Annotated in this window: 13 protein-coding genes; 2 read left to right on the top strand and 11 right to left on the bottom strand. The window is 69.6% G+C overall.

The annotated features are described in order from the left end of the window. Window positions 1–17 precede the first annotated feature (17 nt). Entirely contained in the window at window positions 18–1,415 is a 1,398-nt protein-coding gene (locus O3W51_RS00325; RefSeq protein ID WP_138351145.1) for a serine hydrolase domain-containing protein, read from the bottom strand. 98 nt (window positions 1,416–1,513) lie between these two features. Here O3W51_RS00325 and O3W51_RS00330 point away from each other — a divergent pair, with 98 nt between their 5' ends. Next, entirely contained in the window at window positions 1,514–2,338 is an 825-nt protein-coding gene (locus O3W51_RS00330; protein ID WP_138351146.1) for a MerR family transcriptional regulator, read from the top strand. 97 nt (window positions 2,339–2,435) lie between these two features. Here O3W51_RS00330 and O3W51_RS00335 read toward each other — a convergent pair whose 3' ends face one another. After that, the gene (locus O3W51_RS00335; protein ID WP_198357234.1) at window positions 2,436–4,793 is read right to left on the bottom strand and encodes a PKD domain-containing protein; all 2,358 of its coding nucleotides are present in this window, start codon (window positions 4,791–4,793) and stop codon (window positions 2,436–2,438) included. A 516-nt stretch (window positions 4,794–5,309) separates the two neighbouring features. Next, window positions 5,310–6,806, bottom strand: coding sequence for a replicative DNA helicase (gene dnaB / locus O3W51_RS00340; RefSeq protein WP_187144945.1), 1,497 nt, complete (start codon window positions 6,804–6,806; stop codon window positions 5,310–5,312). Window positions 6,807–7,228: 422 nt separating this feature from the next. Between dnaB and O3W51_RS00345 the strand changes: the two genes are divergently transcribed. Beyond that, on the top strand, window positions 7,229–8,596 hold the full coding sequence (locus O3W51_RS00345) for an MATE family efflux transporter (RefSeq protein ID WP_138351148.1): 1,368 nt from the start codon (window positions 7,229–7,231) through the stop codon (window positions 8,594–8,596). On the opposite strand, the gene O3W51_RS00350 is transcribed toward O3W51_RS00345, so the two are convergent. From O3W51_RS00350 to rpsF, 8 genes are all read right to left on the bottom strand, one after another. Beyond that, window positions 8,574–9,659 carry a hypothetical protein gene (locus tag O3W51_RS00350; protein ID WP_187144946.1) on the bottom strand — a complete coding sequence of 362 codons (1,086 nt, stop codon included), beginning with the start codon at window positions 9,657–9,659 and terminating at the stop codon, window positions 8,574–8,576. The two genes, O3W51_RS00345 and O3W51_RS00350, sit on opposite strands and share 23 nt — an antisense overlap. Beyond that, window positions 9,656–10,771, bottom strand: coding sequence for a GNAT family N-acetyltransferase (locus O3W51_RS00355; protein ID WP_138351149.1), 1,116 nt, complete (start codon window positions 10,769–10,771; stop codon window positions 9,656–9,658). Before O3W51_RS00355 ends, O3W51_RS00350 begins: the two co-directional genes overlap by 4 nt. Further along, window positions 10,768–11,328 (bottom strand): DUF4188 domain-containing protein, encoded by a 561-nt coding sequence (locus tag O3W51_RS00360; RefSeq protein WP_198357235.1) that lies wholly within the window; start codon window positions 11,326–11,328, stop codon window positions 10,768–10,770. The genes O3W51_RS00355 and O3W51_RS00360 overlap by 4 nt, the downstream gene beginning before the upstream one ends. Before the next feature lie 3 nt (window positions 11,329–11,331). Continuing rightward, window positions 11,332–12,939, bottom strand: coding sequence for a phenylacetate--CoA ligase family protein (locus O3W51_RS00365; protein ID WP_198357236.1), 1,608 nt, complete (start codon window positions 12,937–12,939; stop codon window positions 11,332–11,334). 230 nt (window positions 12,940–13,169) lie between these two features. Beyond that, window positions 13,170–13,616 (bottom strand): 50S ribosomal protein L9, encoded by a 447-nt coding sequence (gene rplI / locus O3W51_RS00370; RefSeq protein ID WP_138351150.1) that lies wholly within the window; start codon window positions 13,614–13,616, stop codon window positions 13,170–13,172. A gap of 17 nt (window positions 13,617–13,633) precedes the next feature. After that, entirely contained in the window at window positions 13,634–13,870 is a 237-nt protein-coding gene (gene rpsR, locus O3W51_RS00375) for a 30S ribosomal protein S18 (RefSeq protein ID WP_031512678.1), read from the bottom strand. A 43-nt stretch (window positions 13,871–13,913) separates the two neighbouring features. Next, window positions 13,914–14,522 (bottom strand): single-stranded DNA-binding protein, encoded by a 609-nt coding sequence (locus O3W51_RS00380; RefSeq protein ID WP_138351151.1) that lies wholly within the window; start codon window positions 14,520–14,522, stop codon window positions 13,914–13,916. Between the two features lie 65 nt (window positions 14,523–14,587). Next, window positions 14,588–14,878, bottom strand: coding sequence for a 30S ribosomal protein S6 (rpsF, locus tag O3W51_RS00385; protein WP_138351152.1), 291 nt, complete (start codon window positions 14,876–14,878; stop codon window positions 14,588–14,590). Window positions 14,879–14,963: the final 85 nt, after the last annotated feature.

Raw genomic sequence — 14,963 nt, forward strand, 5'->3', positions numbered from 1 at the left:
TGGTACGGGTGCTAGCACTACCTCCAGCCCTCCGGGTCCACACCTCCCGGCACCCCGGCGGCCTCGTCGTACGGCTCCCGGGCGAACACGAAGGACCCCAGGTCGAGATGGCGCACCTCGCCGTCGTCGCCGTGCACCACGCGCAGCGTCTCGCCGGCGTAGTAGCCGTCGAGACCGGTCCAGGTACCGTCCGGCTCCGCCCTGAACCGGGCACCACGGCCCCGCCCGTCCAGTGCCGTCAGCTCCACGTCGCGCTCCGCGCGCAGCCGCAGCACGAACGGGGTGGTGCCCCAGTACCAGGGGCCGGTGAGGGCCAGCAGCGCTGGATCCGCCGCCGACCGCGGGCGCCACGGCTCGGGGAAGCGCGGCTCGTTGTCCGCCACGATCGCCAGCAGGTCGGCCGCGATGGAGGCGACCCGCGGCCCGGAGGTGGCGTTGGTCAGCACCAGTGCTCCCACGCCGTCCTCGACGCTCACCCACAGCGTCGCCAGGAAGCCCGGCATGGACCCGGTGTGTCCCGCCAGCAGCCGGCCGTCACGGCGCAGCAGCTGCATGCCCAGCCCGTAGCCGGCGTCCTGGTCCTCCCCGGCCGGCGCCGCCGCCGGGGTACGCATCTCGGCGACGGTCGCGGCGCTCAGCACCCGCTCGTCGCCCCCGGCCAGGAACACCGCCCAGCGGCACAGATCGTCCGCCGTGGACCAGAGCTGGCCGGCCGGCGCCATCAGCCCCGTGTCGTGCAGCGGTTCCGGCTGCATCACATCGGCCCACGGATGCACCGCCCAGCCACCCGCGTGCGGTGCCTGCGGCAGCAGCGTCGTCCGGGTCATGCCCAGCGGTTCCAGCACCTCCGCCTGCAGCACGTCGCCCCACGGCTTCCCCCGCAGCTTCTCCACGAGCGCGCCCAGCAGGGCGAACCCCGGGTTGGAGTAGTGATGGACGCGGCCGGCCGGATGCTTCATCGGTTCCGCGCCGAGCAGGTCGGCCAGCTCCGGGCGCAGATCGCCGGAGGTGCGCTCCCACCACGGACCGGGCGTCTCGGCCGCCAGTCCTGAGGTGTGCGCGAGGAGTTGGGCGATCGTCGCACGGCCCGGCTCGGTGTCGGGCAGGTGCAGACCGAGCGGGTCCGCCAGGTCCAGCAGGCCCTCGTCCCGCAGCCGCATCACCAGCACCGCCACGAAGGTCTTGGTCAGCGACCCGATCCGGTACTGGGTGTCCCCATCGGGGCCGTGCCCCTCCATCATGCTGCGGCCACTCGTCCAGACCGTGGCCCCGTCCCGCACCACCGCCCCCACCATCGACGGCGTACGGCCCTCGGCCTGTCCTCGGGCGAGCCGGTGCAGCAGGGCACGACGGGTGGTGGGCAGCAGTTCCTCGGCCGCAGGTGCGGCGGGCGGCACTTCAGGTGTCTCGGACATACGGGTCAGCCTCGCAGAAACGGCGCCGGTCGCTCCAAGGGTTTCCGGCGGTCGCGCTTGACTCTGACACTGTGTGAGGGCCTGCACTAGGAGACGTCATGTTCACCATCGGAGACTTCGCCAAGCACGGACGGGTATCGGTCCGCATGCTGCACCACTACGACGCGATCGGGCTGCTGCGGCCCGCCCGCGTCGACCCCGCCAGCGGCTACCGCTTCTACGAAGCCGGCCAGCTGTCCCGGCTCCATCGCGTCATCGCTCTGAAGGACCTCGGCTTCAGCCTCGAACAGGTCCGGTCGATCCTGGACGAGCAGGTGAGCGCCGAGCAGTTGCGCGGCATGCTGCGGCTGCGCCGGGCGGAGCTGGAGGAGGCGATGGCGGCCACCGCCACGCGGCTGACGCATGTCGAGGCGAGGCTCCGGTCGATCGAAAGTGAGGGACGCATGGCTGCCGACGACGTCGTGGTCAAGCGCATTCCAGCGGTCCGGGTGGCCGAGCTGACCGGCACCGCCATCGGGTTCGGCCCCGAGCACATCGGACCGGTCATCGGCCCGCTCTACGACGAGCTGTGCCGCCGGCTGGAGGCCGCGGGTGTGGCCGTCACCGGACCGGGGGTCGCCTACTACGAGGACGCCCCGGAAGGCGACGGTGCGATCACCGTCCACGCCGGACTGACCGTCACCGCCGACCCGGCGGCCGGCCACGACTTCACGATCGTGGACCTGCCGGCGATCGGGAGCGCCGCCACGGTCGTGCACCACGGTTCCATGGACGACATCGTGTCGACGGCCCAGACCCTGGCCCGGTGGATCGACTCCACCGGCGCCCGCTCCACCGGCTATCCCCGCGAGCTCTACCTCGAATGCCCGGAGGACCACGACAAGTGGGTCACCGAGCTCCAGGAACCGATCGCCCAGTCCTGACCCGACGGCACCGGACACGAGGGGATACGGCGGGGGCCCCGGAGGGGCGTGGATCGCCGCCCCGGGGCCCCGGCCCTGGGTCACCTACTGGTGGGTCCTAGTCGTTCTGGTAGTACCCGAAGGCGTCGATGACGAGGTTGACGCTCCCGGTGCCCGAATTCCAGAAGTCGATGATGCCGTACGGGCCGGGGCTCGCCTGGACCAGGTTCGGAACGGTCTGTCCGCGCAGCCAGTTCAGCGTGGACACGCCGGGCCGGGTCGGCCAGCCCGCGCTGCCGCTCTCGTACTGGTACTCCGAGTACGGGTCGGGGGAGACCGTCAGGAAACCGGCCCCCTTGGTGTCCGTCACGGTGGTGTTGAGCGCGAACGCCGTGATGTCGGGCTCGTCAGCGCCGAGGGGGGTGTAGATGTAGCCCCCGGGGTACATCGGGCCGCTGTGCCAGTACGAGGCGCGGGTGTCGAGCACCCGGACCGGATCGACCGGCAGGTAGGCGCTCTTGCTCGCGGCGCTGTAGTAGCCGACGACGTCGACGAGGACGTCGGTGGACCGGGTGCTGCCGTTGAAGACCCGGATCTTGCCGTCGGCACCGACCGGCACGATCACCGCGTTGGCGATGGTCTGGTTCGTGCCGTAGTTGATGTTGGACGCGAGCGGCGTCTTCCCGCCGTCCGGGTAGACGGTGAGGAAGCCGGAGCCCTTGGAGCCGGTCACGGTCACGTTGAGCGCGACCGCGGTGACGCCGGAGGCCGGCAGGTGGCCCTTGCTGTTCCCGGCGATCTGGGCGGCGAACGATCCGTTGGCGCCGATCTGCCCCTTGGCCACCCCGGTGCCGTTCCGGGTGTCGACGAGACGGGCGGGCGACACCGGTGTGTAGCCGCTGGACGCGGACTGGGTGAAGTACCCGGCGACATCGGCGATCAGGTCGACGGTGGCGGAGGCGCCGTTGTACAGATCGACGTAGCCGTTGGCGCCCACCGGGACGATCACCAGGTTCGGAACGGTCTGGCCCGCGGTGAAGTTGACGTTCGAGGTGCTCGGCCGCGCGTCACCGTCGCCGTACGCCGTGATGTAGCCGAAGCCGTCGGCGCGGGTGACCGTGACGTTCAGGACCACCGCGGTCACTCCGGCCGGAATGCCGCCGTTGCCGCCGATCTGCACCTTGGTCACCGCGTGGGCCTTCGCCTTGGCCTTCGGCGCGCCGGTACCGGTCCGGGTGTCGAGCACCCGGGTCGGCCCGTAGGCCGTGTAGGCCGAACCCGCCGTCCTCGCCGTGACGGTGTTGGACACCGTGTTCCCGACGTTGTCGGCGACCGTGACGGTGATCGTGTATGTCCCCAGCTTCGCGTACCGGTGCGGCAGGGTCACCCGCCCGGAACCGTAGACGTCCGGGTTGCTCGTGGTCCCGTCACCCCAGCTGACCTTGGCGGTGATCGGCACGAGCGCGGTCGTGACGTCCGCGTTGAGCGAGATCGCGTACGCGCTCGTGTGCGTCCCGGACAGGGCCACCGCGAGTTGGGCGTTGGGGTTGACGTACTGGACGGCTCCCCGGCTGGTGTACGGGCTCACGCCGTAGAAGTCCGAGCCGAGCCGGCCGGGCGCGTTCGGGTCCGCGGAGTTGATCGCGGCCGAACCCGGCACCAGGAGCATGTCGACGTTGGCGGACTTGTTCGCCCTGAGATAGGCCCCGTTCGCCTTCTTGGTGTCGATCACGTCGTGTGCGCCCTGGGCCGCGCCGGCCTGGAAGGCGGCGAGCGTCGGGTACGTCGTTCCGGACCAGCTGTAGGGCGCGGTCGCGTCATCGCCGTGGATGTAGAAGGCGTTGTAGTCGGCCGTGGTGCCGGCGCTCGACCCTTCGGAGACGGTGATGTCCGGCGCCCAGGTCTGCTGGGCCGCCGTGCACTGCGACTTGAAGCCGCCGAACATGTAGTCCGTGTTCGGGTTGGTGTCCTCCAGCAGGTTGTTCTCCAGGTGAACGCCGGTCGAGGCGCCCTGGATGTCGATGGCGGACGCGCACGCCCGCTGGATCGTGTTGCCGGTGACGTCCAGGCCGGCCACTCCGGTGGCGGTGATGCCGGTCGCCGCCAGGACGTTGCCGGCGAGCGTGATGTCGCTCGCGCCGGAGGCCACGGAAATCCCGCTGGCCGCGGGCCCGGCACCCCAGAAGCCCGCGTCGACATACGTCCGGCTCACGGTCACGTTGCTGGACGCGCCGTCGATGGTGAGAGCGTCCACCCCGTGGGTGTTGGGGTTGAGGTCGACATAGTCGCCGTCCAGCTTGATGTTGGACGAGCCCTTGATCACAACCGCGGGCGTGCCGTACGACTCCAGCATCATGTTGCTGACCGTCACATCGGTGACGCCGTCCAGTTCGAGGGCCGGCCGCTGTCCTGACGAGTTGATCCACGCCTGGCCGCCGATTCCGACGATCCTGATTCCGGAGGTCTTGACCGTCACCGACTCCTGGGAGAAATACCCCGTGCTGCCGGTTATCTGGACGGTGTCACCCCGGACCGCCGCATTCACCGCGTTCTGAATCAGGCAATAGGGGGCATCCTGTGCGCCCGTCCCGGTATCGACATCGCAGGAGATCGCCGATACTGCGTAAATCGTCCTACCAGTGCCCTCGTCCCGCGGCTGCACTCCGCGGGCCAGCGGCCTGCGCTCCCGGACCTGCTTCGCCGCGGGGCTGGAGAAGGTGGTGAAATTCGAGGACGCTGCCCTGGTCAGAGCGGCAGCGGCACTCGGTCCACTGCTATGGGGAACGGCATGCGGTGAATTGTCCGCATAAGCCAATCCCGGTATAAGGGCAACGCCGGCTGCAAGTGCGGCAGCCGTCGTTGCAAGACGACGATGAGACACTGGCCCCCCAGTTTCTCTCAGGCAAATCTCAGGATAGTACCCGGTAAGAATACAGATCCGGATGCCCTCAAGAACACCCGTTTTATCGCCCGCTCATACCCTTTTCAGGACTCAGGTCTGCGCCATGTCCACAAAGCGTGAATAGTGGCCCTGGAAAGCAACGGTGATCGTCGCGGTGGGGCCGTTACGGTGCTTGGCGACGATGAGGTCGGCCTCGCCCGCGCGCGGGGACTCCTTCTCGTAGGCGTCCTCGCGGTGCAGCAGGATGACCATGTCGGCGTCCTGCTCGATGGAGCCGGACTCACGGAGGTCGGAGACCATCGGCTTCTTGTCCGTGCGCTGTTCGGGGCCACGGTTCAGCTGCGAGAGCGCGATGACGGGGACTTCCAGCTCCTTGGCCAGCAGCTTGAGGTTTCGGGACATGTCCGAGACCTCCTGCTGACGGCTCTCGGGACGCCGGGATCCACCGGACTGCATCAGCTGCAGATAGTCGATGACGACCAGCCGCAGATCGTTGCGCTGCTTGAGGCGCCGGCACTTGGCGCGGATCTCCATCATCGACAGGTTCGGCGAATCGTCGATGAAGAGGGGCGCCGCCGACACGTCCGGCATCCGCCGGGCGAGCCGCGTCCAGTCCTCGTCGGTCATGCTGCCGGACCGCATGTGGTGCAGCGCGACCCGTGCCTCCGCCGACAGCAGGCGCATCGCGATCTCGTTGCGGCCCATTTCGAGGGAGAACACGACGCTGGGCATACCGCTGCCGATCGAGCAGGCGCGGGCGAAGTCCAGCGCCAGGGTCGACTTGCCCATGGCGGGGCGGGCCGCGATGACGATCATCTGGCCCGGGTGGAGGCCGTTCGTCAGTGAGTCGAGGTCCGTGAACCCGGTGGGAACGCCGGACATCCCGCCGCTGCGGGACCCGATCGCCTCGATCTCGTCGAGGGCGCCCTCCATGATCTCGGAGAGCGGGAGGTAGTCCTCGGACGTGCGCTGCTCGGTGACCGCGTAGATCTCCGCCTGGGCGGAGTTGACGATCTCGTCCACGTCGCCGTCGGCCGCGTATCCCATCTGGGTGATGCGGGTGCCGGCTTCGACGAGGCGGCGCAGGACGGCGCGCTCGTGCACGATCTCGGCGTAGTACTCGGCGTTGGCCGCGGTGGGGACCGCGTTGACCAGGGTGTGGAGGTACGGGGCGCCGCCGACGCGGGTGATCTCACCGCGCTTGACCAGTTCGGCGGCGGTGGTGATGGGGTCGGCCGGCTCACCCCGGGCGTACAGGTCGAGGATCGCGGTGTAGATGGTCTCGTGGGCCGGACGGTAGAAGTCCTGGCCCTTGAGCACCTCGACGACATCGGCGATGGCGTCCTTGGACAGCAGCATGCCGCCGAGGACGGACTGCTCGGCGTCGAGGTCCTGCGGCGGTACGCGTTCGAAACCGCCGCCGCCCTCGGACCAGTTGCTGCGGTCCTCGCCGTCGTCCTTCTTGTTGCGCTTGCCGCCCTGTCCGGAACGGAAGTGGGTGACCGGCAGCCGGTCACCAGGACCGCTGTCGGGGGGGAACGGCGGTTCGTCCCCCCAGTGGTCGTCCGCGGGTTCGGGTTGGGTCACCCCGCCACCTCCTCCGTCCGACCTGGCGCCATACCGTGCGTCTCTTTCTTACGCCACGGCTCTGACAATTGAGACACCCGGCTCCTCGTACGGCGCGTCGGGCAGGGGGCTCACGGTAGGGCCCAGGAGACCGTTGGCCAAGACGGTTATCCACAGGCCCTGTGGACGGAGGCATCCAACCTGTGGAGAAGCCGCCTCAACCTGTGCACAGGCCTTGGGAAACCGCTGTGGACAAACACACAATCAGCCGACCCGAACTGCCCTGACCTGGCGTTTTATCATCCGCGGGCTGTGCAGAAGAAAAACTTTCGCCCTCGGGCCAAGATCGCGACAAACCACGCGGAGGAGATCACTCTACGCAGTCGCCCGTAATAGCTGATCAGGCCTTGCAGGTATTACTTGTGGATGATTATCCTGAGCGGGTGAACCCGGTCGCCGAGCCTCCCCAGAAGAGCCGCCCCAGCCATCTCTCCAAGGAGACCCGGCGGCGGCACGACCGGGAGATCATCGCACTCGCCGTGCCCGCCTTCGGCGCCCTCGTCGCCGAGCCGCTCTTCGTCATGGTCGACAGCGCGGTCGTGGGCCACCTCGGCACCCCGCAGCTCGCCGGGCTCGGCGTCGCGGCCGCCCTGCTGACCACCGCCGTCAACATCTTCGTCTTCCTCGCCTACGCCACCACCGCCGCCGTGGCCCGCCGGGTCGGCGCGGGCGACCTGCCGGGCGCGATCCGCCAGGGCATGGACGGCATCTGGCTCGCCCTGCTGCTCGGCGTTGCCGTCATCGCGCTCGTCGTCCCCACCGCTCCGGCACTCGTCGGCCTCTTCGGAGCGTCCGACACCGCCGCACCGTTCGCCGTCACCTACCTGCGGATCAGCGCGTTCGGCATCCCCGCCATGCTCGCCGTCCTCGCCGCCACCGGCGTGCTGCGCGGCCTCCAGGACACCAGGACGCCGCTCTACGTGGCGCTCGGCGGCTTCACGGCCAACGCGGGGCTCAACGCGGCCCTGGTCTACGGCGCGGGACTGGGCATCGCCGGCTCGGCCTGGGGAACGGTCATCGCCCAGAACGCCATGGCCGTGGTGTACCTGTACGTCGTCGTCCGCGGAGCGCGCCGGCACGGCGCGTCGCTGCGCCCGGACGCCGCCGGCATCCGGGCCTGCGCCCAGGCGGGCGTTCCACTGCTGATCCGCACACTGAGCCTGCGGGCGGTCCTTCTGATCGCCACCGCGGTCGCCGCAGGCCTGGGCGACACCGAGATCGCCGCCCACCAGATCACGCTCACCCTCTGGTCGCTGCTGGCCTTCGCACTCGATGCCATCGCCATCGCGGGGCAGGCCATCATCGGCCGCTATCTGGGCGCCGACGACCCTGCGGGCGCCCGGGCCGCCTGCCGCCGGATGGTGCAGTGGGGCATCGCCTCCGGCGTGCTGCTGGGCCTGCTGGTGGTCGCGAGCCGCCCGCTGATCGCGACGCTCTTCACCTCCGACCCGTCCGTGCGGAGTGCCCTCATGCCGGTCCTGCTGGTGGTCGCCGTCAGCCAGCCGGTCTCCGGCATCGTCTTCATCCTCGACGGTGTCCTGATGGGCGCCGGCGACGGGCCCTATCTCGCCTGGTCCATGCTCGCCACGCTGGCCGTCTTCGCCCCCGTCGCGCTCGCCGTCCCGGCCCTCGGAGGCGGCCTCACCGCCCTGTGGTGGGCCATGACGCTGATGATGCTGACCCGGCTCGTCGCGCTCCAGCTGCGGGCGCGGTCCGGCCGCTGGATCGTCACCGGTGCGGTGCGGGCGTAGCCGTCCTCTTCCCTGCCGCGGGGGACGCGGCGGTGGTCCGGGACCGGTTCCCCGTTCCGCCGATCCGTGCCGACCGTACCGATGGTCCGGCCGCCCGGCCCGCCCGGAAGACGGCGAGCGGCCGTTCACGGCCTCCCAGGTGCCGCGCCAGCTCCCGTTCCGTCCGCGGGCAGTCGAGGATCTGGCTCAGCGGATGCACGGCGATCCCCCGCTCCGCGAGGCCGTACCAGACCCGCACGAGCTCCTGTCCGGCCTGGACCAGGGCGGCCGGGGGCCCGGCCGCCGCACCGGCGCCGGACGCGGCGGGTCCGGCCGGCGCGGTGAGGACCAGGACGCTGCCCTCGTAGCGCAGCAGCCCGCTCTGCGAAGCGGCCAGCAGCCGGGCCAGCCCGAGGCGCCGCAGCACCCCGTAGACGCCCGGTATGAGCACCACCCGCAGCCCCGCAGCCTCCACGCGAGACATGGCCAGCGCCTCGTACGTCAGACCGTCGGCCGCGTACCGCGGATGGCTCCGGTTCAGCCGTAGCCAGGTGCGCAGTTCCCGCACCACCGGGGCACTGCCGAAGAGCCACCGGTCGGCGCGTACCGCGAGGCCCGCGAGTTCGCGCGCGGGCACTTCCACCAGGCTCGTCCGTTCCAGCCCGGTCCTGGCGGCGCCGAGGTCCGCCGCGGTGAGCCGTCCCCCGGTGTGGACGCCCCTCGCGCAGCCGCGCAGCCCGACGGTCCGCGCGCTGAAAGGCGTCGCGTACAGATCGGGCGCCGGCAACAGCCGGGCGGCCGTTCGCCGTTCCTCGTCGACGGTGATCTCGGCGCGTATCGCGAGGCCGGCGTCCGCCGCGACGATCAGACAGGTCTCCACGAAGGCGCCCAGGGACAGGAACAGATCGCGGCGGCCGGGGTCGCCGTCGGGCAGCTCCCGGGCCGGGTCCCAGCCCACTTCGACGGCGTCGTTGTCGTAGCGCAGCACCCAGGGCTGCGTGTTGTGCGCGCTCGGCGCGCGGCGGCACAGCTCCTCGCGCTCCCGCAGCACCGCCGTCCAGTGGACCGAGTCCCGGTTGCTCACCGCATTGCCCTCTCGTAGAAGGTGTAGCCGTGCAGCGGTCGGCCGCCGACGCGCCGGTACTGCGCGGCCGACGCGGCGTTCCCGTGCTCGACGAAGGTGCTGCGCAACGTCCGGTAGCCGCCGCTGCGCAGATCGCGGTGCAGTTCCCGGGCGAGGAGCGTCAGATAGCCCTTCCCCTGGTGACCCGGCACCGTCCCCTTGATGATCAGTACCGCTTCGCTGCGGTACCGGCCGCGGGTGGCCAGCAGCCGCAGTTGCTGCGGGAGCCCCAGCCGGCCACGGGTCGCCATGACGAATTCCGAGATGTCGGGGACGGCGAGCACGAACGCGACCGGCTCGCCCTCCGCCGTCAGATAGAGCAGCAGCTGCTCGTCGAGGAGATGGGCCAGCCCGTCCGTCTGGGCCGCCAGCTCGGCGGCGGAGATCTCGGTGTAGTAGCCGAGTTGGGCGAAGGAGGCGTTGAGCATGCCGCGCAGCAGCGGCAGTTGCTCCGCCAGCTTCCGCCGCGAGCCGTGGTGGATCCGCAGCCCCTCAGCGGCGATGCGGCTGTCGTCGAACAGGAACGCCTGGCCGGGGTCGACGGCGCCGGGACCGTCGAGGTTCTCGCAGACCCAGGTGTCGGCGCCGAACCGCCGGGTGAAGCCGTGCTGTTCGTAGGCAGCCGGGTAGTACGCCGGGTTCCAGGCGGAGTCGATGAACCCGCGGTCCCCGAACCCCGACGTGATGACACCGCCCGACTGGTTGGGCAGCAGACTGACCGGCCCGAACGCCACCTCCGTTCCCGCACCGGCCCGCTCGGTCAGATCGAAGAGCTCCTTGGCGACGTCCTCCCCGACGTCCTGCGGATCGGCGAACTCGGTGAGCCCGAAGAGCTGGGCGCGCTTGCCGATCCTGCTGTCGAACCCGGGGTAGCGGTGCAGACAGATCCGGCCCACGGGAGTGCCGGCCGTATCGCGCGCGACATGGAGCTCGACGGTCCGTTCCCGGTACCACGTGCGGATCTGGGGCTCCAGGGTCGGCACGTAGCGGTCGCGCGGGTGGAGCCGCAGCGGGAGTTCGCAGAACTCCCGCAGCTCGCTCCGTCCGCCGACCTTGGTGACGGTGATGGTCACGGCCTGCCGTCCAGGTGCTCCGGGCAGCGCGCCGCCGGCGCTGCGCCGCCCGCCGCCGCACGCGGCTCCGCACTGCGCTGCGCACGCCGTTTCTCGTGCCGCACATGCTTGACGGGGCGCGGTGCGCGCCCTGCGGAGAGCTCCGTGCTCAGCGGCTCGAAGGTGTCGACGTGGGACAGCGCACCGTCCTCGGCCCGCCAGACGCCGTTGGTGTACCCGGCCGCGTCCGCCGTGTAGATGCGGATCCAGCCGCCGGTCGCGCGGCCCTTGCCTTCGTCCGTCAGCCAGCACATGAGCTCGTGATGGGCCTTGCCCCGGGCGAACTTCAGCAGTTCGTCGCGGTCGGCGAAGAAGGCGATCGTGCCCAGGGTGAAGGGGAAGCGCCAGTACACCTTGTGCCAGACATAGCCCTTCATCCGCTTCATCTCGCGGACCATCCGCACATAGCCGGGGCCCAGCGTGATGATCGCGCGCAGCCCCGAGTAGCGGGTGGCGCCGACGAACATGGCACCGGCCTGTCCTGGCGCCGGGGTGAGGGAGAAGTCGGTACTGCGCATGGTTCAGGCACCGCCCTTCGCGGTCGCACCGAGCAGGTACTTGTTCTTGATGCCGCGACTGCTGCCACCGGCCGCGGTCCCCGTTCCACCCGCGAACGGCCCCGAGCCGTACGGGTGCACCCGCGCCGCCACCTCGCCGGCCGAGGAGTCCTCCGTCAGCGACTGGGCGAAGTCCCGGCTGCAGGCGGCGAGATGCCGCAGCACGCCCGCCCGGCACACCTCCGCGAGCTTCACGGTCCCGTCGGCGTCCAGCACCGTCCCCTCCCGCAGCTGCACATGGACGACGGGCCGCGCCTCCAGGTCGTCGCCCTCCTCCAGCGCCAGACAGAAGCTCTCGATCCGGTCCGCCATCGGATTGCCCTCGTACAGGCCGTACTCGACGTCCTGCGGGTAGATGTTGGCGCCCATGTAGGAGACGGTCGAGTCGGCCCGCCCGTACAGGAACAGCAGGGGCAGCCGCATCTTCTCGCGCAGGGCGGCGGCCTCCGCGCGCTGCAGCAGGACCGGGCGGTCCGCGAAGAGCTCCCGCAGGATGTCCCAGACCTGGGGGAAGGACATCAACGTGCCCTCGTCGCCGATGTTGTAGCGGAGCTTGGGAGCCATGACGGCGGTGGAGTTGATGGTGCAGAGCACCTCGCCGGTCCGGTCGTCGCCGGCGGTCTCCAGATAGGTCTCCAGGGGGTTGTACTGGAAGACCATCGGCAACCGCTGCTCGTCCGGGCCCAGGAAGGCCGCCCTGACGGTGGCGTCCTCGCGCATCATCCGGCGCAGCCAGACACTGAAGGTGGTCTCGCCGCCCATCCCGATGGTGAGGTCGGACGCGCCGTAGCCGGAGCGGACCTTGCCGAACACATCGCCGACGTAGTCGCGCAGCGCCTCGGTCATCCCTTCGCCGCCGACCATCGCCGCGAGCCGGTAGCCCTTCTCCTCGAACCAGGACTCACCAGCCAGCCGGTCCCGCAGATGCTTGAGGAACGGCGGGTAGGCGGTGACCAGGTAGTCGTAGCGCGGCCCGAAGTGCCGCAGCGTGTCGACGATCTTCTCCAGATCGGGCCCGGTGTTCTTCACGGTGGCGATCCGGGCCATGGCGATGCCGGTGTTGGTGCCGGTGGCCCAGGCGCCCATCGAGTAGGCGTTGATCACGAAGAGCCGCTTGGAGGGGAAGACGAGGCTGGTGTAGCCGGCCACATTGCGGTGCACGGTGTTCAACTCGCGGCGGCTGCGCACCCAGTTGTACGGAGTGCCGGACGAGCCCGAGGACTCGTCGACCACGCTGCCGGCGATCTCCACCCGCCCCTTCCAGCAGCGCATCTCCTCCGGGTACGCCTTGACGTACGACTCCTTGTCGGTGGCCGGGTAGGAGTCGAGCCGGAACCAGCGGAACCGCCAGCCGCCGTTCTCCAGGTGCGCGGCGTACGCCGGTACGTCCAGCGCCGCGAACTGGCAGGTCATCCATGCGTGGAGGCGGGCGAAACCGCTCATCCACGGGCGGTAGTTGCGGGCCATCACCCGCCATACGAAGGGGTGCACCCGGTAGAGCCGGTACAGAGCGGTGAGCCCGAAGCTGATGATTCTCAGCAGCCACTGCCGCGCGAAGCTTCCCATTGCCATGCCCACATGGTGGCCGCGCGGCCCCGTCCTCTGTATGGGCTGCGCTACTCACTCCGGGCCCCGTACCTACCTGAGTACGCGCGGCATCCACGAGGGCACTCGGGTGCGATGTTTCACGTGGAACATCCGCCGGCCGATGGGATGTTCCACGTGAAACATCCCGGAACGAACGAAGGACCGGCACCCCCTGCGGGGTACCGGTCCTTCGCGCTGCGCCGAAGCGCGGCAGATCAGGCAGCAACGACCTCAAGGTCGAGCTTGACCTCGACCTCGGGGTGCAGACGCACCGAGATCTTGTGGGCGCCGAGGGTCTTGATCGGCGTACCGACCTCGACACGACGCTTGTCCACGTCCGGGCCACCGGCGGCCTTGATCGCCGCAGCGATGTCGGCCGGCGTGATGGAACCGAACAGTCGGCCGCTGTCACCCGCGCGGGTGGTCAGCTGCACCTTGACGGACTGCAGCTTCGCCTTGACGGCGTTCGCGTCCTCAAGGGTGTGAATCTCACGGATCCGACGCGCACGACGGATCTGCTCTACGTCCTTCTCGCCACCCTTGGTCCAGGCGATCGCGAAACCGCGCGGGACCAGGTAGTTGCGGGCGTAGCCGGACTTGACCTCTACGACATCGCCTGCGGCGCCGAGGCCGGAGACCTCGTTGGTGAGGATGATCTTCATGTTTCGGTCACCCTTCCTTAGCGAGCGGTCGACGTGTAGGGCAGCAGTGCCATCTCACGGCTGTTCTTCACGGCCGTGGCGACGTCACGCTGGTGCTGCGTGCAGTTGCCGGTCACGCGGCGGGCACGGATCTTGCCACGGTCGGAAATGAACTTCCGCAGCATGTTCGTGTCCTTGTAGTCCACGTAAACGGTCTTGTCCTTGCAGAACGCGCAGACCTTCTTCTTAGGCTTGCGCGGAGGCGGCTTCGCCATGATGTCTCTCCTGTTTGATCAAGAAGTTGGTGTCGTGACGCCCTTAGAAGGGCGGCTCGTCCGAGAAGCCGCCGCCGGAGGAGGAACCGGAGTTCCCTCCCCAGCTTCCGCCGCCGCCCTGCTGGGCACCGCCGGCCGGAGCACTGGTCGCCCAGGGGTCGTCGGTAGCAGCACCGCCGCCGCCCTGCTGGCCGCCGCCGGAGCTTCCGCCCCAGTTGCCGCCACCCTGGCCGCCCTGTGCGCCACCGCCACCGCTGTAACCGCCCTGCTGGCCGCTACGGCCGCCGCCGGTCGTCTTGGTGACCTTGGCGGTCGCGGTCTTCAGGCTGGCGCCGACTTCCTCGACGTCCAGTTCGTAGACCGTCCGCTTGACGCCCTCGCGGTCCTCGTAGGACCGCTGCTTCAGCCGGCCCTGCACGATGACGCGCATGCCTCGCTGCAGCGACTCCGCTACGTTCTCCGCCGCCTGACGCCAGACCGAGCACGTGAGGAAGAGGCCATCGCCGTCCTTCCACTCGTTGGTCTGCTTGTCGAAGATGCGGGGTGTGGACGCGACACGGAACTTCGCGACCGCCGCACCGGACGGGGTGAAGCGCAGCTCGGGGTCGTCGACGAGATTGCCGACGACCGTGATGACGGTCTCGCCTGCCATGGTGGTGACCTCTCGGCGGTGTGCTGGCTGCTTCTCGGAACCGGTACTGCTCTAAGCCCGCAGGCTCAGTGCAGTTCCGGGCGGAGGACCTTGGTCCGGAGAACCGACTCGTTCAGGTTGAGCTGACGGTCGAGCTCCTTGACGACCTCGGGCGAAGCCTTGAGGTCGACGACCGAGTAGATACCCTCGGCCTTCTTCTTGATCTCGTACGAGAGGCGACGACGGCCCCAGGTGTCGACCTTCTCCACGCTGCCGCCGCCGTTGCGGACGACAGTGAGGAAGTTCTCGATCAGCGGGGAGACAGCGCGCTCCTCGAGATCGGGGTCGAGAATGAGCATGAGCTCGTAGTGACGCATTGTGGAACCCACCTCCTTTGGACTCAGCGGCCACGGCATTTCCGTGGCAGGAGGGTTTGCATTGCGTCGCAACGGTAGCGCCGAC

The sequence above is a fragment of the Streptomyces sp. H39-C1 genome, assembly GCF_027158125.1.
In the GTDB taxonomy this organism is placed as follows: Bacteria; Actinomycetota; Actinomycetes; order Streptomycetales; family Streptomycetaceae; genus Actinacidiphila; species Actinacidiphila fildesensis.

Coding starts and splice junctions, on each gene's coding strand:
- O3W51_RS00325 (WP_138351145.1), bottom strand. CDS start 1,415: ATGTCCGAGACACCTGAAGTGCCGCCCGCCGCACCTGCGGCCGAGGAA.
- O3W51_RS00330 (WP_138351146.1), top strand. CDS start 1,514: ATGTTCACCATCGGAGACTTCGCCAAGCACGGACGGGTATCGGTCCGC.
- O3W51_RS00360 (WP_198357235.1), bottom strand. CDS start 11,328: ATGCGCAGTACCGACTTCTCCCTCACCCCGGCGCCAGGACAGGCCGGT.
- O3W51_RS00365 (WP_198357236.1), bottom strand. CDS start 12,939: ATGGCAATGGGAAGCTTCGCGCGGCAGTGGCTGCTGAGAATCATCAGC.
- rplI (WP_138351150.1), bottom strand. CDS start 13,616: ATGAAGATCATCCTCACCAACGAGGTCTCCGGCCTCGGCGCCGCAGGC.
- rpsR (WP_031512678.1), bottom strand. CDS start 13,870: ATGGCGAAGCCGCCTCCGCGCAAGCCTAAGAAGAAGGTCTGCGCGTTC.
- O3W51_RS00380 (WP_138351151.1), bottom strand. CDS start 14,522: ATGGCAGGCGAGACCGTCATCACGGTCGTCGGCAATCTCGTCGACGAC.
- rpsF (WP_138351152.1), bottom strand. CDS start 14,878: ATGCGTCACTACGAGCTCATGCTCATTCTCGACCCCGATCTCGAGGAG.